The organism is Paenibacillus lemnae (assembly GCF_012933385.1).
Taxonomy (GTDB): domain Bacteria; phylum Bacillota; class Bacilli; order Paenibacillales; family Paenibacillaceae; genus Paenibacillus_AQ; species Paenibacillus_AQ lemnae.
Map to the genome: position 1 here is coordinate 33,664 of NZ_JABBPN010000024.1, position 21,150 is coordinate 54,813.

Consider the following 21,150-nt stretch of genomic DNA (forward strand, 5'->3'; position numbering starts at 1 on the left):
CCAAGCGATAGGAGTGTAAGCATGAAACACCGCGAACGAAATCTATTCATAGCGGCTTGTACGCTGCCGGCCTTGGCGCTGTTTGCCACATTTACCTTGTACCCGTTCGGAAAAGCGGTCGTGATGGCCTTTTATGACTGGAGCGGACTCAGCGAGAACCCGGTTTTTACCGGACTCAAAAATTTCAGGACACTGTGGCAGGATGATATTGTCTGGCAGGCTTTGAAGAATAATATCTTTCTGCTGCTGGTTGTTCCAATTCTGACGATGGCGATCTCGCTTCTGTTTGCAGCATTGCTGACTCAGAAGAGGTTAACGGGGAAGAGCATATATCGTACGGTATTCTTTTTTCCTAATGTACTGTCCATTGTCGTTATTTCCGTACTTTGGTCATTCGTATATCATCCAACCTTCGGTATTCTGAATTCCCTGCTCGAGATGATCGGGCTGCAGGAATGGACACGAGCCTGGCTGGGTGACAGCAGCACCGTACTGTGGGCCATCGCGTTTCCGATGATATGGCAGTCAGTGGGCTATTACATGATCATTTACATTGCAGCGATTGAAGGCATTCCTGCAGATATCTATGAAGCCGCCAGTATCGATGGGGCCTCAGGAGTGACACAATTTAGACGTTTAACTGTCCCGCTCATCTGGAGTGTGATGCGGATTACGATTGTATTTTTCCTGATCGGTGTGTTCAACGGCAGCTTCGCCTACATCAAGGTGATGACCAATGCGGGACCGAACCACGGTTCTGAGGTACTGATGACTTATATGTATTCCCAGGCTTTCAACAACGGGAACTTTGGTTATGCGATGGCGGTCGGGGTGTTCCTGCTGCTGATTACGATATCTCTGGCTTTACTTAGCGAAAAACTGACGGAACGCGATTCCGTGGAATATTAGGTGATAAACATGAACATGACTCAATTTGCAGCCAGAAGCGGGCGTTTCTTATCGGTCCTGATACTTCTGGGGTATGGGGTGCTTGTCGTGTATCCCCTGACTTGGACTCTGATTTCCTCATTCAAAACAACCGAGGAGTTCTATGCCAGTCCGTTTGCTCTGCCGCAAAGCCTGAATTTCGATAACTATGTGCAGGCTTTTGAGCGGGCCCAAATCGGAGACTACTTCATCAACTCGATCTTCGTTACGGTGCTTTCCCTGGCTGTATGCAACATATTAGGGTTTGCAGCTGCCTATGTCATTACGCGTTATCGTTTTACTTTTTTACAGGTGCTTAAGCGGTTTTATATCGGAGCTTTGTTCTTTCCGGTCGCTTTCAGCATTGTCCCGCTGTTTATGCTGCTGAACCGGATTCACCTGCTGGATTCTCTGGTTGGTTTAAGCCTGGTGTATGCCGTTAGCGCCATTCCGTTCACCATTTATCTCTTGACGGGATTTCTGGCCAGTATTCCTAAAGACTACGAAGAATCGGCGAAGATTGACGGGTGCTCCTTGTTCGGAATCCTGTTCCGTATTATCGCACCCATGGCGAAGCCAGGCATAATAACGATTACCATCTTTAATGTGATGAACTTCTGGAACGAATACATTTATGCCTTGTCATTTATTACGACAGAGAGCAAACGGACGTTAACGCTGGGTCTAGCTTATCTGATGGAAGTGCAGCGGTATGCTACAGATTGGGGAGCCTTGTTCGCAGGACTCGTGGTGGTCATGGTTCCGACCCTCATTGTGTACGCACTGCTGCAAAATCGGATTACAGCCGGACTGAATATGGGAGGTCTGAAAGGATGAGCCTGCGCCGTGTGAGTGGAAAGGGACAGCTGGTGATCTGGGGGTTGTTCTCCGTGCTGCTGATCATAGGACTGATCATGATGATGCCAAAAGCTTTCTCCCAAGAGCCGGAGGTGGTTGCCACAGTGAATGGAGAGCCGGTCTCTGCACGAGAAGTTCAGCTTCAGATCACCCGTCTGAAAGCAGAGGTCATGAATGATTTCAGCAAACGAGGCTTGTCAGCCGGATCCCCGGATTTCTGGGAACAGACCTACCAGGGTGAACAGCCGCGCCAGATGCTGCTGGACCGGGCGCTCCAGGAGACGGTCCGGCGAAATCTGGAGATGAAGCTGGCACAGGAGCATGGATTGATTCCATTTTCATCTTATGAAGATTTCTTACAGGCCTGGAAGGAAGAGAATCAGCGAAGAGAAGAAGCGGTAAGCCGTGGTGAAGTGATATATGGGCCGAAATCTTATAGTGAAAACGAGTATTATAACTACCTGGTAAGTAATATTCGCATCCGGCTGAAAGAAATGTTGAGCAAGACATCTCAGGATCCGCTGTACACCAGTGAAGAGGAACTGCGCCAGCAGTATGAGGACCAGGAAGCGAAATGGACAGGCCGTTTGGAGGAAACGGCCATTGTAAAGATTTCATTTTCGTATGACGGGAGCAAAGATCAGGAAAAGAAGCTGATGGAGGCTAAAGAAGCTGTTCAGCACATGAATCGAATGAAACGTGAAAAGAAGTCTGTGACGAAGGCGTCATGGAGCAGTCCAGGACATTTGATGACCCAGCAGTTTACACCTGATACGTACAAAGAGGATATCCGCTCCTCGCATCATATTCTGGCCGTACTGCAGGTGCTTGAAGCGGGTGAAATCTATCCGGAGCCGCTGGACAGCGGCGGGAGCTGGGATGTTATACAACTCATCAGCCGCAGTGATGAAGGAGGTGATGGATACGAGAATAACCTGGAGAGCATTCGCAGAAGTGCAGTGGATGAAAAGTACGAGGTGTATATTCAGAAGCTCATGAAGTCGGCAAGCATCGATGTCCAGGAAAACACATTCAGCTCAGTATGGAAAGGGGATTGATGTAATGAAAAAAGCTTTAAGCACCATGCTAACCATGGTCCTGGTAAGTACTTCACTGTTCGGTGCGTCGGGAGCGGTGAGCGGAGAACCGCTGCAGGGGCAGAAGCCGCAGAAGCAGGCCGTGCAGACGGTCAATCAGATTGGCACAGATTACTATGTGGATGCTACTTCCGGCAGTGACAGCAATGCAGGAACATCACCGGACAGCGCATGGCAGTCCTTTGAGCCGGTGAATGTGAAAGTATTTAAACCAGGGGACCGTATTCTTCTGAAAGGCGGCGAAGTATGGGAGGACCAGCAGCTGTGGCCGAAAGGCAGCGGATCTGAAGGAGCGCCGATCATCATCGACCGGTATGGCGACCCGGAGCTGGGCAAACCGTACATCGCGGTGAACGGCAATGTACCGACCCCGGTATATCTGGAAGGGACGACCTGGAAGAAGGACTATGACAAGGTGGGCAAAACCGGAGCTGTGGTCCTGATTAACCAGCAGTATTTTGAAATCCGCAATTTGGAAATTTCCAATGATGATGATTTTGAGAACGACATTGACGTGCCGGGAACGGAGCGCCAGGTGGTCAGAGATGGCATCAGTATTTCCATTCATGCGGATCTGATGAAAGACGAGGATGACAAGGTTATGAACTATTTCCGGATTTCGGATAATTATATTCATGACATTGACGGCGTGACGACCTGGCAGCGAATGCATTATGGCGGCGTCAATTTCCAGGTCTTCGGAGCCAAGGACTATGATCAATACGAAGATAACGCATACTACTTCCAGGATGTAAGAATTGAGAATAACCATTTTTATAAAACCGAGCTGCATGCTGTTCAGTTTGCCTTCAACTGGTTCAATGACAAAGGAAATTGGGAACAGGACTGGATCTGGAGCAAAAACATGTACAGCCGCGATGTCTATATCGGTCACAACTATGCGGAAAGCATCGGACAAGGTGCAATCCAGCTGGCCAATACGAAAAACATGACGGTGGAGTACAATGTTGTTAATGGGTTTTTGCAGCGGTACGACTCGATCTCGGCCGGACTGTATGCCTGGTGCAGCCAGGATGTCATTCATCAGTATAATGAGGTGTATGGCGGAACATCGGCATTTTACGACGGGACGGCATTTGATTTTGAATTCACAAGCAAGAACGTCGTGTACCAATACAACTACACGCATGACAATCCTGCCGGCTGGATGGCCTACATGGGCCGTGCCGCAGGCAATGTCGCCCGTTATAATCTGAGCGTCAATGACAATGGTGTTCTGATTAAAAACCAGCTTCATGTCAACTGGACACCAGCCTACTTCGTAAACAACGTCTTTATCTATGATGGAGCATTGGCTGAGGTTCATGATGAAGAGATTAAATCGCCTATGTATTTCTACAATAATATATTCTATAACTACAATACGGAAACGCCGACGACTTGGGCTCGCCGGGTATCGGGAGGTATTCCGGGAACGCAGAATATGGTGTTCCAGAACAATGCGATTTATGAAGCAAGCGGCAAGAGAGGGGAGCATGAACCGGTAGATTTGTATAAGATCACGGAAGACCCTCAGTTTGTGGGTGATCCGCAGCAATACGACACCGGCTTATATGAAGGTACCCAAAGCTACAAGCTGAAGGAAACCTCCCCATTGATTAACAAAGGGCGTTACGTGCCACAGGTCGGCGGGCAGGATTACTACGGGAATCCGAACTATCGGGATGGCGGCATTGATATCGGGATCCATGAGGTGCAGATCGGCAGCTATACAGCACCGGAAGACCGGGAAATCTATGACTACCAGCCGCAGCTGAGCTATGCACGCCCGGATAATTTGCTGCTTAAACTGGATGCCTCAGACGTTTCAGCATCGAACCCTGTTGAAGGTCAGAACAATAAACATCTGGTTGACGGGGATCTGGATACCCGGTGGCAGATGCAGGGTGATCCAGTTCCTGGACAACCGGCTTCTGTAACCTTTGATCTGGGATCTCCTAAGAACTTCGGCCGCTTTGTCATTCATCAGCAGGAGCCGAAGATCGAGAATTACACACTGGAGTATTCAACTGATGGAACAACATGGAGTGAAGTGAAAAACGGAACCTTGGCCGGTATTCGGGATTATGTTCTCGATTTTGACCAGGTTAGAGGAAGGTACTTCCGTATGAATGTGACATCTGTGCGGGCCGAAGGAACGCTGCCATTTAATGAAATGGAGCTGTACGACCGTACACCGATGAAGCCGGGACTGGATATCTCCACACTAAGCTACTCAAAGAGTGCGCTGGATCGCAACACGTCCACGATGTTCTTCCTGGAGCAGAACGGTTATGAATTTAGCGGAATCCGTTATAAGAACATGCAGCTTAAAGAAGGCATCGATTATACGGTAAATCAAGCACGGGTGGACTTTACCCGCACATTCCTCGATTCTTTGCCGGAAAGAAAACATGTGGTGCATGTGAAATTCAAGCTCAACAATCAGAGCAAACAGGTGCCATTGAAACTGGATATTGAATCTTAAGTGTTGAATCCTCGTCTCCCCATCTTCAGCTTTCAATGAGCTGGCGGTGGGGAGTTTTTTGGATTGTCATTGACTTAGACCGTGACTTGGCATAAGAATGAGGTATGGAATGATCTATTCATGATTTTACGCGAGGAGGAGCAGGCAAACATGGTAATTAGAAATCTGCATATGGACGAGTTTGATAAGAGCTCAAGTCTATCGGAATATGCATTTCATTATACGCTGACGGAGAAACAGAAGGAGGAAGGGCGCAAGAACTTTAAGCCTGAACAATATTGGGGGGCCTTTGAAGACAATCAGCTTCAGGCGAAGCTGACCATTCTGCCTTGTCAAATCCATCTTCATGGCAAACAGCTGAATATGGGAGGGATCGCGGGTGTAGCCACTTGGCCGGAGAACCGTCGTAAGGGGCACGTCGCAAAATTGCTCACACATGCGCTTCAGCATATGAAACATGAGGGACAAACCGTCTCTTTCCTGCATCCGTTTTCCATCCCGTTTTATCGTAAATTCGGATGGGAGCTGTTTACCGATTACAAGAAATATACCATTACGGTTAATCAATTTCCGCCCAAGACAGCGGTTCCCGGCAGCGTGGTGAGGGAAGTTAGAGACATCAAGCAGCTGGACAACGTATATACGCAGTTTGCCTCACACTATAACGGGACGCTGGTCAGAGACACGGAGTGGTGGAACAAAACGTTAAACGGCACTACCTATATTGCTATGTATTATTCGGAATCGGGAGCAGCTGAAGGTTATGTTATGTATGAATTAAAGGACAAAGAGCTGGTGTGCGATGAGTTCGTCTATTTGAATGAGATGGCCCGCCTAGCGCTGTGGACGTATTTTGCCAATCATGACTCCCGGATTGAGCAAGTGACGCTGACGATGGTGCCTGGTGACGATCAGCTGCCGTTTATGCTGCCGGATCCGCGGATTAAGCAGGAGAACGTGCCTTACTTCATGGCACGCATAGTAGATGTGGATGCATTCCTGAAACAGTATGCGTTCAAATGCGATAGTGCAGCCGAAGTAAGTATTCGGGTCAAGGATGATGCAGCACCATGGAACAACGGGATATGGATTGTGAATGTTGCTCCAGAGCAAAGTGTTGAAGTCCGCCAGATGGCAACCAGTGAAGATGACAACTTTAACGCGGACATCACATTAGACATCGGAATTTTGTCGGCTATTTTGATGGGATACCGCCAGCCTGTGGACCTGCTTGCCATAGGGAAGCTGAATGGGGATCCGCAGAAGGTGCATTTGCTGCAATCCATGATACCGGCTGCACAGCCCATGCTGATGGACTTTTTCTAAAGGAGATTGGCATATGGAACAGCTTCATTCGATAATCTCCAAGCACTGGCCAGGGCGTGACGGTGAGATAACAGAAGGCAGAAGCGGGTGGAATAATACAACCCGTTACTTGCATAATGAAAACTTCTCATCTGTGATCCGCATTTACAATACACATCAGGATATGGAAAAAATTCAATTTGAACATCATGTGCTGGAGCAGCTCCAACAACGATCGCTGCCATTTATGACGCCAAAAATCGTCCCCACTGTGAATGGAGAAACAGCTGTCCGTCTTCCGGATGAGATGGGCCGCTGCTTGTGTGTGTTTGATTACATACCTGGTGCCGGGCCTGAAACTGACAGCTTCGGGGCAGCTTACTCGCTCGGGAAGACAGCAGCTGGGCTCAGCAAAGAACTGGGAGAACTGGATCTCAAGCGTAAGCCGGTATATCCGCCATATTTTGAACTGACTGCTTCTTATCCTGAGTGTACGCCCCAAGCAGTCCGGGATTTCTGTGAGCGCCCTCCGGCTGCGTTCCAGGATGTGCAGGGGTCTTTGCTGTCACTGTATGCTGCATATGCGGAAGTGGCTAAGCGGTTAAAACCTTTGAGTTCGCTTCCGAAGCAGCTGGTGCATGGTGATCTCAATCCTTCGAATATCCTGGTGGATTCACAGCATCCGGATATCGTTACAGCCGTGCTCGATTTCGAATTTTGTACACTGGATATACGGGTCATGGAACCAGCGGTCACCATATCGGATCTGCTGGGTTATGAAGGTAAGCAGGAGCTGATTGAGCGTTATTGCCGGGGATTCGGTGAAGTGCTGAAGCTGCGGGAGGATGAAGTGAATGCGTTACCAATTCTGCTGCAGCTGAGAAAAGTCGATGTGTTTTTACATTTCTTGAGAAGATATTTGAACGGTACAGATCAACCTGAGGTGCTTAAGAGCCAGACTGTGGCTTTACATGCTGAATTGGCAGAACTCCAGATGGATCAGGATTGGTTATCTGATGCTGTAACGCTGCTGTACAAATAGAGTTTTGACATGAGCATATCGGCTTGCTGAGGAGTTTAATGTGCTGCATCGGAACAAGAAAAAGCCAGGCAGCATGATCGCCGTCTGGCATAAGCGGGTTTGACCTCGATATATAACCTGCAGGCAGCGTTCGATGATTACAAGGATGTATAACCGCCATCGACCAGCAGGGTTGTTCCTGTTACAAAATCATTTTCACACAGGAAGACAATGGCATGTGCGATTTCTTCCGGCTGTCCAAGTCTGCCTAAAGGATGCTTGGCGACAAGGCCATCGTAAAAATCGCCCAGTGCCTCCTTACTTACCATGCCAGATTCAATGTATCCTGGACATACGGAATTCACCCGGATATTCTTCTTGGCATATTCCACAGCGAGAGATTTTGTCATGAGGTTGGTAGCGCCTTTGCTTGCATTGTATGCAAAAGCTCCGGCTTCGCCGACAAAGCCGAGTATGGAGGCAGTATTGACTATACATCCTCCGCCAGTCTTAAGCATCTCACGAACAGCATACTTCGAACCGTAGAAAATGCCGTCCTGGTTAATGGATATCACGCGATGATATTCTTCACTTGTCAGTTCGTGTGTATCTTTCAGGACACCTACGCCTGCATTGTTTACCATAATGTCAACACGTCCATAAGCCGACACCGTGTCTGCTACAAGCTTCTGAACAGAGGTCTCTTCTGCTACATTGGTAAAAATGAATTTGACGTCTGCACCACTGGATTTCAGCTGGCTTTCTGCAGCACGGCCGCCTTCTTCATTGTAATCCGCCAGTACGATCTTAGCACCTTTGTCAGCGAAAGCTTTGGCGGTTGCCAAGCCAATGCCGGATGCTCCTCCGGTAACAATGGCAATTTTGCCTGATAGATTGTTCATGTTTAACGGCCTCCTTCGATGTAGTCATTATAAAATTACCCATTATAGTTGATATGTCACTCTGGTAATATGTAGAAATTAGTATATAGAGAATTTCAAAGGAGGGTGAACGCTTTATGTGGATGTACGTGATCGTCATTTCTTTAATCGTGTTTGGTTTCATCGCAACGCTGCTGGTCGGTGTATCTCAAGAAAATAAAACATCAAATCCGCAATATGAAAAAAAGACAAAGGCAAATATCATCAAGCTGGTCATTATTTATGCAATCTCGATTATCGCATTTATCGCCATCTGGATGTTTTTTGATTAAGATAGCAAAATGTTTGACATAAAACGTGATATGAACTACAATTTGTTTAATCGTAAACATTACTATTAGATAAACAGGAGGTTCTAACACATGAGAGTTATTGTTACCTTGGCATGCACTGAAACCGGAGACCGGAACTATACAACAACCAAGAATAAACGTAATCATCCCGAGCGGATGGAGCTTCGTAAGTACAGCCCGCGCTTAAAACGGATGACTCTTCATCGCGAAACTCGTTAACATGGAACTGCAAGATAACGAACAGGAAATCCAAATCAGTTCACATACGAGGGAGCAGTGGATACGTCGCAGACAGGAGCTTGGCGAATGGGTAGAGAGACCAAAACTGCGAAGGCATTTCAAACGGACTGTACCACTGCAGAACGGGGTACATGTAGATGAAGAGCTCTACAACGCATTGAACCTGCTGCAGCAAGCGGGGATAAAGACGGAACACTCTTGTGCAGGAGTCAGTCTGCTCGATGAACCGATCGACCATTCCCTTTACGCTTACGTAACCTTTTATAAGAGTGAGGCTGCCGAGCGGTTGATTTCGATATTGGAGCAGGTTATGAGAAAGCGAGTGCTTATTACGTTTGAGCCTCTCACAAGCAGGTATGATGTTTCTTCGTTTTTGATCGGGCATAACCGTTCCTTCTGTCTTTTGCTTCAGCATGCTGCACAGCGTCTAACACTAGCGTGTTCAGAAGGTGAGCGATCCTAAGAAAACCGCGTTTATCGCGGTTTTTTTTTCGTTTTAAAATTGGACAGAATATGGATAGCAGAAGCGTAAAGGTGAACCCGGCTGTGTTAACCATAACGTGAAACTGGATGGTTTGAGAGCAATTATGTTATACTTAATTCTAATTTAAATGGAAGGGAGGTCGTTCACTTGGGAAGGCGATTCTGTATGCATGTCAGCTGGCTGATATAAAGGTTCCAAATCACGATCTCCCTCGTCGGATGTTTAATTACTCACTAAATTAATGTTATTTATTACACCGGAGGTGAATCCCTCGAAGAGGGAAATTATTGGACATTATTACGATTGTCAACTTAATCATACTGGTCATTCTTCTTGCTCTGACCGCTTTTTTCGTCGCGTCTGAATTTGCTGTGGTTAAGATTCGCGGCTCCAGGCTGGATCAACTGATTGATGAAGGAAATAAAAAGGCAGTTCTGGCCAAAAAGGTTACAACTGATCTGGATTATTATCTTTCGGCTTGTCAGTTAGGGATTACCGTCACAGCACTTGGACTCGGTGCGCTGGGTAAACCAGCGGTTGAGCAAGTGATGTCTCCTGTCTTTGAGGCATTAAATGTATCTGAGAGCAATTCAGCTGTAGCTTCTTATGCCATTGCCTTTATTCTGGTTACCTTCCTGCATGTGGTGGTCGGCGAGATGGCCCCAAAAACACTGGCGATTCAGTTCGCTGAGAAGATGACCCTGATGCTTTCGCCATCATTGTATTGGTTCGGCAAAATCATGTATCCCTTCATCTGGGCACTAAACGGTGCTTCTCGTGTCCTGCTCCGCCTGTTTGGTGTAAAGCCTGCAGGTCATGAACAGGTGTATTCCGAAGATGAAGTGAAGATTATTATGACACAGAGCTACCAGGCGGGTGAAATTCAACAAACCAAGCTCGCTTACATGGAAAATGTCTTTTCCTTCGATGAACGTGTAGCCAAGGATATCATGGTGCCGCGTACGGAGCTGGTAACGATTGATCAGCATACGGATGAGCAGGGGATCATAAGTATTCTGGACGAACACAATTACTCCAGATATCCTGTGACCGAAGAAGGGGATAAGGACCGGATTACAGGCTTGGTGAATGTTAAAAAGATGCTTCCCTTTATTGTTGGAGGCAAAAAGCCGCGCTTGAATGATTTTATCCATGATCTACCTACCGTAACGGAGTTTACGCGCATCCAGGATGCCCTGCTGAAAATGCAGCAGAATCATGTTCATATGGCACTGGTCATTGATGAATATGGCGGTACCTCCGGGATCTTGACCATGGAGGATATCCTGGAAGAGATCGTCGGAGAAATCCGGGATGAATTTGATGAAGATGAAGTGGAAGATATCCAGCCCGTGTCGGAGCAGCAATATATGATCAACGGCCGAGTTCTTCTAGAAGATCTGGAGAAGCAGTTCGGGATTCAATTTGAAGAAGATGGGAATATGGACACGCTTGGCGGATGGATTCAGTACCGTAAAGGCACTGCCGTACAGGATGGAGACGTTCTGGAATATGCTGATTGTATATGGACCGTAACGGAAACGGATAATTATCAAATCAAGCAGGTGCTGCTGGATCTGCCCGAACGAACTGCTGAATAATTGAAGATCAAATCTGAATGATATGTGGAGGTGAATCCCTCTTTATTGAGGGAAATCATTGGACGGAATTATTGCGCTTAATTTATTTTTAGTAGCTGTATTTATAGGACTGACGGCCTTTTTTGTTGGAGCTGAGTTTGCCATTCTGAAAGTGCGTATGACTCGAATTGATCAGTTGATTGCAGAAGGCAGCAAAAAAGCGCTGATGGCCAAGAAAGTTACACAGGATCTGGATTACTACTTGTCTGCCTGCCAGCTGGGCATTACGATTACAGCTCTGGTGCTTGGTGCACTGGGAGAGCCGACGGTGGAGAAGCTGCTACATCCACTGTTTGAACGTTTTGAGGTTTCAGCAGCACTTTCAACCGTACTTTCCTATGCCATTGCGCTGTCGATCATTACATTCCTTCATGTCGTTATTGGTGAATTGGCACCCAAGACGCTGGCCATTCAATTTGCTGAGCGCATGACACTGCTGCTGGCACCACCGCTGTATTGGTTTGGTAAACTGATGTATCCTTTCATTTATGCGCTGAATGGTTCTGCCCGTCTTTTGTTAAAGATGTTCGGTGTGAAACCGGCCGGCCACGACTCCGCTCACTCTGAAGAGGAGATCAAGCTGATTGTGACCCAGAGCTATGAAGGCGGCGAAATCAATCAGACCGAGCTGGATTACCTGAAAAACATTTTTGCTTTTGATGAGCGGACACTCAAAGATATTATGATCCCGCGTTCACGGATTACAACATTTGAGAAGAACACTTCTATGAATGATCTGATCGAAGCGTTAGAGGATTATGTGTACACTCGTTACCCGATCGAACAGACGGGGAAAGGCGGACACTACCTCGGTGTGATCAACACCAAAGAAATCCTGACGCATCTCGCAGCAGGCCGAACGTATAAAATGGATGATTTTATTCATGAAATGCCGCGTTATCCGGAGGGAGCTTTGATCCAGGATATTCTGATCAAGATGCAGCAGAACCGGATTCATATGGCGGCTGTTACCGATTCTAAAGGAGCAACCATTGGTATGGTCACCATGGAAGATATTCTTGAAGAGATTGTTGGAGACATTCAGGATGAGCTGGAAGGACCTGAACCTGTGGCAGCAAGACAATAAATGTTCTAAGATGATACTAGGTGATGGAAGTGAAATTCAAAAAGCCGCGGGTTTTCCGCGGTTTTTTGGATTCATCTCTACTTTAAGCAAGTTTTTGGAGGAAATCGTTTATGAAAAAAATGATGTTACTGTGCTTAACCGTACTGCTTCTCACAACAGGATGTCAGAAGACGCAGGAATCCTCTGATTCTCAAGGACTTACGTTAGAAAAGGTTGCAGAATTATCGGAAGCTGGCAAGACGCTCTCGTGGGATGATTTTCAGCAGTTCACCTACCAAGAGATGGGCTCAGGTTTGTATATACGTCAATACGATCTCGAAAAAGAATATTCATTACTTATCGGAGGAAAAAGTGTTCAGAAGGAGCCTGACTATATTTATTTAATGGACGCATCCGGACAGCGCGTGGACATCCGCTCTGAAGATGTAGGAAAGTTCATAGAGGTCAATGAATGAGAAATGAGGAGTGGAAGCAGGCGGAACAAGCATTGTCTGCGATTCAAATTATTAAGCAGGGGACCAATGATCCCGTACTGATTGAAGGAGAGGCGGAAGACCTGCAGTGCATTGGTATCGGAACAGATGCTGCTGTATTTTTATATGATCCGTTTCCACTTTATGCGTATAAACTGTATGCGACCGAGGCAATTCCTAAAATCCAGGCAGAAGTAACAGTGTACCAGGCTTTGAAAGGCAGTCCTTTCTTTCCCGTGTATTACGGACATGGAGAACGCTATGTTGTGATCAGTCACGAAAGCGGAATGAATCTCTATGATTGTCTGCTGTATGGTATTTCGATTCCGCGCCAAGTCACCCAAGATGTGGAAGAAGCCCGCTCTTATGTCCGTGAACAGGGCTTAAACCCTAGGGACATCCACTTAAAAAACGTGCTGCTGCAAGACGGGCGTGGGAAAGTCCTGGATGTATCGGAGTATATCCAGGAAGGCAATGATCAGAGATGGGAGCATCTGATGTGGGCGTATGATCATGTCTATCCGTTGATCGAAGGAAAGAAGCTGCCGCTGTGGGTATTGGAGGCTGTGAAGAACGGATATTACAGGCTGGACCCTGCCAATATGAATCTCCCGGAGTTTGCGGAGCGAATACGCCGATTGTTTATGCGAAAATAATAGGAAATTTCTCATTCCGCTGAATGTGCTTCAGCGGTTTTTTTTGTGTAATGGCAGAACCAAATTTTGTTCCTTAATACATTTCTTCTATTGTGGTACATTAATATGGATTCCTGAAGACAAAATGGTCAATCCTATATAAGGGCTCAAATGGATGATCACGACAGATGAATGTTAGATTTTGGTGTGTTATGGGTAACTAATTAAATACGTTTCTTACATACTACATAGAGGAGGTCTACGATGAAATTACTTAGGGGATTGTTAGTGTTTATGTGTGTTCTGCTGCTGGGAACAACCAGTCTGCCAAACACCCAGAATTACGCATCGGCTGCACCAGCTGGTGGCAAAGTGTATCAAATCGGGACAGATGTAACGTTTGCTCCATTCGAATTTGAGGATGTAAACGGTGAATTTGTCGGGATTGATATGGATTTGATCAAAGCGATTGCTGAAGATCAGGGATTCCAGTATGAAATCAAGCCTATGGGCTTTAATGCAGCGGTTCAGGCACTGGAAGCCAACCAGGTTGACGGTGTCATCGCCGGCATGAGTATTACCGATGAACGCAAACAGAAATTTGATTTTTCAGAAGGTTACTTTGAATCTGGTGTTGTTATGGGGATCCGTAACGATAACGATGACATCAAGAGCTATGAGGACTTAAAAGGGAAGAAAGTTGCTGTCAAGACAGGAACTGAAGGCTACAGCTTCGCAGAAGCTAATGCTGCCAAATACGGCTATACCGTCGTACCTTTTGATGATTCCGCGCAAATGTATCAGGATGTGGTGACTGGTAACTCGGCTGCCTGCTTCGATGATTTTGCCGTTCTGAAATATGGTACAGAGCAGAATAACGGATTGAAAGTTGTCACAGATCCTGAACCTGGTGCATCTTACGGCTTTGCTGTCCGAAAGGGCCAGAATCAGGAACTGCTGAAGATGTTCAATGACGGCTTGACGAACCTCCGGGCCAGCGGCCAATATGAAGAGATTAAAGCGAAATATCTGGGTGAAAATGCGGAAACATCAGCAAGCCTATCTCGCTGGGAGTTAGTCAAAGTCTCTCTTCCATCTCTATTGAAAGGTTTGGGTAACACCTTATTTTATACATTGATCTCCTTGATCTTTGCTTTTATTGTCGGATTAATTTTCGGCTTTATGAAGGTCGGACGGAATCCATGGCTGCGCGGTATTGCTACCGTATTTGTCGATGTATTCCGGGGGATACCTTTGATTGTACTCGCCTTCTTCATCTATTTCGGGATTCCGCAAGCCTTCGGCTTTACGATGCCGCTGTTCCTGGCTGCGGTGCTTACACTGACGCTGAATGCAGCTGCTTATGTGACCGAAATTATCCGCGGTGGTATTCAGTCCATCGATCGGGGACAAATGGAAGCGGCTCGTTCCCTGGGTATTCCGTACCGGAAAGCGATGCTCAAGATTATCATTCCACAAGCAGTGAAAGTGATGGTTCCATCGTTTATCAACCAGTTTGTCATTACGCTGAAGGATACATCGATTCTGTCCGTTATCGGTCTCGTGGAGCTGACGCAGTCTGGTAAAATCATCATTGCCAGGACGTTCTCGTCTTTTGACATCTGGCTGGTGGTAGCGATCATGTATCTGGTTGTCATTACGGTACTGACGAGAATTGCGAACCGTCTGGAGAGAAAGGTGGGTCACAATGGGTAAAATCATCGTTGAAGGACTTAAGAAAAGTTTCGGCAAAAACGAAGTACTCAAAGGCATAGATGTGAGTGTGAATGAAGGAGAGGTTGTATGTGTTATCGGACCATCCGGTTCCGGTAAAAGTACATTCCTCCGCTGCATCAACCGACTAGATGATATTACGGGCGGGAAAGTCATTGTCGATGAATACAACATTAATGATCCCAAGACCGACATTAACAAAGTGCGTGAAAATATCGGCATGGTATTTCAGCATTTCAACCTGTTCCCACATTTCAATGTGTTGAAGAACATCATGTTCGCACCGATGGAGCTTGGAAAGCAGTCCGAGAAAGAAGCGCGTGAAAATGCGCTGGCTCTATTGGATCGAGTCGGGCTTTCGGATAAGGCAAATGCCTATCCAAGCCAGCTCTCCGGGGGTCAGAAGCAGCGTGTAGCGATTGCGCGTGCGCTCGCCATGAACCCGGACATCATGCTCTTCGATGAGCCGACTTCGGCACTGGATCCCGAAATGGTCGGAGAAGTGCTGGGTGTCATGAACGACTTGGCTAGAGAGGGCATGACGATGATGATCGTGACCCATGAGATGGGCTTTGCTCGTGAGGTGGCTGATCGGGTCATATTCATGGATGGTGGGTACATCGTCGAAGAAGGTCCGCCGGAGCAGGTCTTCGGCAGCCCGCAGCATGAGCGTACGATCAGCTTTTTGGATAAAGTACTTTAAAAATAGGAATGACAGAGGCAGCCCGCGAAAGTGCGGTCTGTCTTTTTTCTGTATTGTGTGTTGAAAGGGAGGAATGGTGGGCTTACTCTATGAAATATTTTGATATGTAGATTATGGTATGCTTATAGACAGGACAAATCATAGCCCAGACTAACTAGAGAAATGAAAAGATGTGATGAATGTGAAACTATATAAACATAACAAATGGGTTCAATGGATCGTAACCTGTATCCTTGCCGTGCTCGGCGGGTTTGTATTCAGCCTGCTGAACACGCCTATACCGTGGCTGCTGGGTTCCATGATTTTTGTGCTTATCGGCTCAAAATGGGTGACAAGCATTTCCCTATTCTGGCCGAAGTCCTTCCGGAATACCGGGATGATCATTATCGGGTATGCGATGGGATTGTCTTTTACCGCTTCCACATTTCAGCAGATTGGAAGACAGCTCCCCAGTATGCTGATCTTTACGGCCCTGCTGCTGATTTGCTCCGGCTTGATAGCCTACGGATTATCTGTACTTGCAAAGCTCCCATTCTCTACGGCGTTGATGGGAAGCATCCCCGGAGGATTAAGTCAGATGATCACCCTGGCTGAAGAGGTAAAGGGTACCGATCTGACAGTAGTAACGTATCTGCAGGTATCGCGATTGATGATGATTATCTTCTGTGTGCCGTTTCTGATCTTCAGCCCTCTATTTTCAAGTGGCGGTTATGAAGGTTCTGGAGTGGAGGCTGCCGTATCGGCTGCTGGAGATGTGGCGCTGTTTCCGAATCTATTGATTTTTGCAGTCGTATGTACGATCCTGGCCTATGCAGGAGATAAAATCAAGTTTCCCACCGCTTACCTTCTTGGTCCGATGATTGGAACCATTGCCTTGAATCTTACCGTGTTTCCAGGTCCAGTGCTGCCACCCCTCCTGCTGAACATGTCCCAGTTGATGATGGGCGGCTATATCGGGCTGCTGCTTAAACCTGAGAACCTGAAGAATAAAACAAAAATCTCGCTGCTGGCTGTCGCCAGCGGAGTACTGCTCATCTTAAGCACGTTCGGTCTCAGCTGGCTGTTGACCTGACTGCATCCCATATCCGAGACCACCGCCATGCTCAGCCTTGCACCAGGCGGCATGGACCAAATGGCTATTATTGCAAAAGAAGTGCACGGCGACCTGTCCATGGTCACCAGTTATCAGCTGTTTCGCACGTTGTGTATCTTTTTTGTTGTGCCTGGGCTGCTGCGGTTTTTGTTTAGATTGAGGAGGGGATGAGGTGGTCTGTGAGGGAGTGGGTGAAAGCGGTTGGTTCGCGAAGTTCGGCAAACTTAATAAGTGAGGGGATAATCATTGAAGTTAAAAGAAATTCAGTTTAATGATTGGATTATTGAACTCGATCTCCATAAGACAGGTCAGTATTACACAGAGCATGATATCAAAGATGATTGTAGTTGTAATGCATGCAATAATTATCGAGTTAATTGTGAGTACATGAGCTCAGAATTAATGCACTTTTTCCATCGATTCAGAATTGATCCTAGAAAAGAAGGAGAGTTTATGAATATTGGCCTAAATGATAATGGCGAAGTGCATTATATGGGGTTCTATCATATTGTCGGTGTTATAAAAATTGGACCAACAAAAATAACAGATAAATGGAACCATATGAATTTAATCAAGATCGATAATTACGAGTTTGCTTTTGGTAGCGATAATATTGCATGTGTACCGGAAGATTTTCCGATACCGATATTACAATTGGAATTCAGTAGTAGCATTCCGTGGAGAATAGAAGAGAAGTACGAATAGTGGATGAAAACTCGAAGAAGCGTAGAACAGTACATAACAACTTACTCACGCATTGGTCCTGATGGCCCTTGGTCCGCCGGATGAAATTAGGGGGAGCGGAGTCAGACGGACAATCCTGCGAACCTAACTGCGCAAGCGTACCCGGCACTTCGTGCCTTAAGGTTCTCGGGTTCGTGAATGCGAAAGACGGTTTAAGAAGTTCGGAAATACAACTTGAACGGTAGAATCTGCGAAATTGTAGTTATTTACCAAGTGCAGATAATAGCGTAAAATGGAGATGTTCACGAAGTACGTGAATAAGACGTTATCTGCAATTCCTGCAAAGCGATTAAAAATCATTGAAAGACTGTATCCTTCACAACCTAAAATCCATTACAAATTAGTCGCAATCAACAACGAGGGCAAGTGTGAGCCCCTTCGAGTCGCGACACGCAAACCCATACTTTCAGCGAGCAGTTCTGTAAGCCCCTTCGAGCATGAAAACTAAAATAAAAAGAGGGAATGACTATGATACTTGAAGTAGCAATTTTACAAGTGAAAGCTGGAATGACAAACGATTTTGAAATCAATTTTAAAAAGGCATCTCAAATCATCTCCAAAATGAAAGGCTATATAAATCATGAATTACAGAAGTGCATGGAGGATAGAAACAAATACATTTTATTAGTGCGATGGGAAACCCTTGAGGATCACACGCTAGGATTTCGGGGATCAGAGGAATACCAAGAATGGAAACACTTATTACATCATTTCTATGATCCATTTCCGACAGTGGAACATTTTGAAGAGATCGTCTAAAGAGATTAAGGATGAAAAGATCTTAAAGACTTTTAGTTAACTTTTTGGAGAATAGTCGAAGAAGGCAGGAACAGCAGATAACACAACATTCACGCTGCGTCGCTATCGCTCCTGGGTCCGGCCGAAGCTGGAAGAAGAGGTTTCGAAGAAGTGGATTCAGTAGCAGGGAAGATTACTCAGCCGGACAACCCTGCACTGCCTAACCGCGTCGCGGCCGTTCCCTTTGGTCACTTAAGGCAGTGAGGGTTCGTGAATGCACGAACGTTATAAGAAATCGGCGAAGAGCGTTACAAAATCATTAAAGTTGGTGATCTCGATGAAGGATCCAGTGATTATTAACCGTACAGCGACATTTGGCCAAGTCTCTATAACGAATTAAGAGCCCAAATCATAACGAAAATTGGCTCTGATGCATATAGAATTGATCATATTGGATCGACGGCAGTAGCGGGTTTAGCAGCTAAGCCCATTATTGATATTCAGATATCTGTAAGAGATTTAAACAAAATAGAGACATTGATATCGGGACTTGCATCTTTAGGATATCATTATCGTTCAGATAATGATGATTTGACGAAGAGATATTTCAGAGAAGCACCAGGGACAAGAAGAACCCATATTCATGTAAGGCAAGCAGGTAGCTGGTCGGAACAATTCAATTTATTATTTCGAGATTATTTAAGAACTCAAGAAGAAGATAGAGATCAATATGCTAGGAAGAAATATGAATTAGCAAACCGGTATAGAGACCAAAGAGAACAATATGTAGAAGCCAAGACTGAAATCGTTTGGGATATTATAAAGAAGGCTAATTCATGGAGTCAAAAAATCGGATGGAAACCCATCGAGCCGGATTTGTAAGCAATTCGAAGAAGCGCCGACATCTTATAACATTACATTTTCGCTTCGGGACATACGTCCCTTGGTTCGCCAGACGAGGTAAAGCCGTGAGGATATTCAGGCGAACAACCCTGCAAGGCTAAGTGGCGAAGCCACCCGGCGCATTCGCGCCTTAAGCCTTTCGGGTTCGTAAATGCGAGAACGTTATGCGTAATTACTGCAGGGCAATGATGAACTTTCTCAATCCTATTAAGTCAAATACCGATATAATACTATACACGAAGTGAACTCGAAGATGTTCGCGGCGCGCATAAAGAGCACGGTTTTGAAGTGAATTCGGAGATGTTCGCGGCGCGGATAAAGAGCACGGATTTGAAGTGAATTCGGAGATGTTCGCGGCACGGTAAAGAGCATGGTTTCGAAGTGAATTCGAAGATGTTCGCGGCGCGGATAAAGAGCATGGTTTTGAAGTGAATTCGGAGATGTTCGCGGCGCGGTAAAGAGCATGGTTTCGAAGTGAATTCAAGGATGATCGCAGCGCGGTGTAAAGACATGGTTATGAAGTGAATCGATGAAGGAAGTATAGTAGCTCAAAGAAGGCAGTAACAACGCATAACAATACATTTTCGCTGCGGGACATGCGTCCCTTGGTTCGCCAGATGAGGTTAAGCCGTGGGTATATTCAGGCGAACAACCCTGCAAGGCTAAGTGGCGAAGCCACCCGGCGCTTTCGCGCCTTAAGCCTTTCGGGTTCGTAAATGCAGAAACGTTATGTGAAATCTCTCCAGCAAGGAAGGGTTAAATAAGGGTTGAGGGGCAGCGACGTCTGGTAAGGATTCCTTCAAGGAATGAGACATAGCCAGCAGCCTGGGATACATAAAGATAAAAGCGATTTGCGAAGAAGTAGGAGAGACATCACATAACATTACATTTTCGCTTCAGGACATGCGTCCCTCGGTTCGCCAGAAGAGGTAAAGCCGCGGGTGGATTCAGGCGAACAACCCTGCAAGGCTAAGTGGCGGAGCCACCCGGCGCATTCGCGCCTTAAGCCTTTCGGGTTCGTAAATGCGAGAACGTTATGCGTAATTACTGCAGGGCAATGATGAACTTTCTCAATCCTATTAAGTCAAATACCGATATAATACTACATACGAAGTGAATTCGAAGATGTTCGCGGCGCGGTTAAAGAGCATTTTTACGAAGTGAATTCGAAGATGTTCGCGGCGCGGATAAAGGGCATGGTTACGAAGTGAACTCGGAGATGCTCGCGGCGCGGTTAAAGAGCATGGTTATGAAGTGAACTCGGAGATGCTCGCGGCGCGGTTAAAGAGCATGGTTATGAAGTGGATTCGAAGATGCTCGCGGCGCGGTTAAAGAGCATTTTTACGAAGTGAATTCGAAGATGTTCGCGGCGCGGATAAAGAGCATGGTTTTGAAGTGAATTCGGAGATGTTCGCGGCGCGGATGAAGAGCATGGTTACGAAGTGAACTCGAAGATGTTCGCGGCGCGGATGAAGAGCATGGTTACGAAGTGAACTCGGAGATGCTCGCGGCGCGGTTAAAGGGCATGGTTACGAAGTGAACTCGGAGATGCTCGCGGCGCGGTTAAAGAGCATGGTTATGAAGTGGATTCGAAGATGCTCGCGGCGCGGATGAAGAGCATGGTTTGAGTAGTGAATCGATGAAGGAAGTTTAAGTAGCTCAAAGAAGGCAGTAACAACGCATAACATTACATTTTCGCTTCGGGACATACGTCCCTCGGTTCGCCAGATGAGGATGAAGCCGTGG

The 21,150-nt window shown here is 46.4% G+C and carries 20 protein-coding genes and 1 pseudogene; 19 read left to right on the forward strand and 2 right to left on the reverse strand.

Translation table 11 applies throughout. The features are described from left to right. Positions 1-21 precede the first annotated feature (21 nt). From HII30_RS19045 to HII30_RS19070, 6 genes are all read left to right on the forward strand, one after another. Complete coding sequence (locus tag HII30_RS19045) at positions 22-909, forward strand: carbohydrate ABC transporter permease (RefSeq protein ID WP_169506631.1); 888 nt, start codon at positions 22-24, stop codon at positions 907-909. 9 nt (positions 910-918) lie between these two features. Beyond that, the gene (locus tag HII30_RS19050) at positions 919-1,764 is read left to right on the forward strand and encodes a carbohydrate ABC transporter permease (RefSeq protein ID WP_169506632.1); all 846 of its coding nucleotides are present in this window, start codon (positions 919-921) and stop codon (positions 1,762-1,764) included. Continuing rightward, on the forward strand, positions 1,761-2,843 hold the full coding sequence (locus tag HII30_RS19055; RefSeq protein ID WP_169506633.1) for a hypothetical protein: 1,083 nt from the start codon (positions 1,761-1,763) through the stop codon (positions 2,841-2,843). Before HII30_RS19050 ends, HII30_RS19055 begins: the two co-directional genes overlap by 4 nt. A 25-nt stretch (positions 2,844-2,868) precedes the next feature. Further along, entirely contained in the window at positions 2,869-5,370 is a 2,502-nt protein-coding gene (locus tag HII30_RS19060; RefSeq protein ID WP_169506634.1) for a discoidin domain-containing protein, read from the forward strand. A gap of 150 nt (positions 5,371-5,520) precedes the next feature. Further along, on the forward strand, positions 5,521-6,696 hold the full coding sequence (locus HII30_RS19065; protein ID WP_169506635.1) for a GNAT family N-acetyltransferase: 1,176 nt from the start codon (positions 5,521-5,523) through the stop codon (positions 6,694-6,696). 13 nt (positions 6,697-6,709) lie between these two features. Then, positions 6,710-7,717 (forward strand): phosphotransferase, encoded by a 1,008-nt coding sequence (locus tag HII30_RS19070; protein WP_169506636.1) that lies wholly within the window; start codon positions 6,710-6,712, stop codon positions 7,715-7,717. A gap of 137 nt (positions 7,718-7,854) precedes the next feature. Here HII30_RS19070 and HII30_RS19075 read toward each other — a convergent pair whose 3' ends face one another. Beyond that, positions 7,855-8,598: an SDR family NAD(P)-dependent oxidoreductase gene (locus HII30_RS19075; RefSeq protein WP_169506637.1), complete on the reverse strand. Its 744-nt coding sequence runs from the start codon at positions 8,596-8,598 to the stop codon at positions 7,855-7,857. 116 nt (positions 8,599-8,714) lie between these two features. Here HII30_RS19075 and HII30_RS19080 point away from each other — a divergent pair, with 116 nt between their 5' ends. The 13 genes and pseudogenes from HII30_RS19080 to HII30_RS19140 all read left to right on the forward strand — a co-directional run bounded on the left by HII30_RS19080 (position 8,715) and on the right by HII30_RS19140 (position 19,383). Further along, positions 8,715-8,909: a hypothetical protein gene (locus tag HII30_RS19080; RefSeq protein ID WP_169506638.1), complete on the forward strand. Its 195-nt coding sequence runs from the start codon at positions 8,715-8,717 to the stop codon at positions 8,907-8,909. Positions 8,910-8,999: 90 nt separating this feature from the next. Continuing rightward, entirely contained in the window at positions 9,000-9,149 is a 150-nt protein-coding gene (gene rpmG / locus HII30_RS19085; protein WP_169506639.1) for a 50S ribosomal protein L33, read from the forward strand. 1 nt (position 9,150) lies between these two features. After that, complete coding sequence (locus HII30_RS19090; RefSeq protein ID WP_169506640.1) at positions 9,151-9,633, forward strand: hypothetical protein; 483 nt, start codon at positions 9,151-9,153, stop codon at positions 9,631-9,633. A 308-nt stretch (positions 9,634-9,941) separates the two neighbouring features. Beyond that, a complete protein-coding gene (locus tag HII30_RS19095; RefSeq protein WP_169506641.1) occupies positions 9,942-11,255 on the forward strand; it encodes a hemolysin family protein in 1,314 nt (437 codons plus the stop codon). 58 nt (positions 11,256-11,313) lie between these two features. Continuing rightward, positions 11,314-12,381, forward strand: coding sequence for a hemolysin family protein (locus tag HII30_RS19100; protein WP_169506642.1), 1,068 nt, complete (start codon positions 11,314-11,316; stop codon positions 12,379-12,381). A 110-nt stretch (positions 12,382-12,491) separates the two neighbouring features. Then, positions 12,492-12,836: a hypothetical protein gene (locus HII30_RS19105; protein ID WP_169506643.1), complete on the forward strand. Its 345-nt coding sequence runs from the start codon at positions 12,492-12,494 to the stop codon at positions 12,834-12,836. After that, the gene (locus HII30_RS19110; RefSeq protein WP_169506644.1) at positions 12,833-13,510 is read left to right on the forward strand and encodes a protein kinase family protein; all 678 of its coding nucleotides are present in this window, start codon (positions 12,833-12,835) and stop codon (positions 13,508-13,510) included. The genes HII30_RS19105 and HII30_RS19110 overlap by 4 nt, the downstream gene beginning before the upstream one ends. 273 nt (positions 13,511-13,783) lie before the next feature. Next, positions 13,784-15,205, forward strand: a complete 1,422-nt coding sequence (locus HII30_RS19115) for an amino acid ABC transporter substrate-binding protein/permease (RefSeq protein ID WP_425496010.1) — start codon at positions 13,784-13,786, stop codon at positions 15,203-15,205. Next, on the forward strand, positions 15,198-15,926 hold the full coding sequence (locus tag HII30_RS19120; protein ID WP_169506646.1) for an amino acid ABC transporter ATP-binding protein: 729 nt from the start codon (positions 15,198-15,200) through the stop codon (positions 15,924-15,926). Before HII30_RS19115 ends, HII30_RS19120 begins: the two co-directional genes overlap by 8 nt. A gap of 175 nt (positions 15,927-16,101) precedes the next feature. Beyond that, a pseudogene (locus HII30_RS19125) lies at positions 16,102-17,190 on the forward strand (AbrB family transcriptional regulator). A 75-nt stretch (positions 17,191-17,265) separates the two neighbouring features. Continuing rightward, positions 17,266-17,724, forward strand: a complete 459-nt coding sequence (locus HII30_RS19130; RefSeq protein ID WP_169506647.1) for a hypothetical protein — start codon at positions 17,266-17,268, stop codon at positions 17,722-17,724. A gap of 507 nt (positions 17,725-18,231) precedes the next feature. Next, positions 18,232-18,522 (forward strand): antibiotic biosynthesis monooxygenase family protein, encoded by a 291-nt coding sequence (locus HII30_RS19135; protein ID WP_169506648.1) that lies wholly within the window; start codon positions 18,232-18,234, stop codon positions 18,520-18,522. A 399-nt stretch (positions 18,523-18,921) separates the two neighbouring features. Continuing rightward, on the forward strand, positions 18,922-19,383 hold the full coding sequence (locus HII30_RS19140; protein ID WP_343045133.1) for a GrpB family protein: 462 nt from the start codon (positions 18,922-18,924) through the stop codon (positions 19,381-19,383). A gap of 1,550 nt (positions 19,384-20,933) precedes the next feature. Here the strand turns inward: HII30_RS19140 and HII30_RS21465 are convergent. Beyond that, the coding region (locus HII30_RS21465) for a hypothetical protein (RefSeq protein ID WP_211184688.1) at positions 20,934-21,150 on the reverse strand (217 nt) is incomplete at its 5' end.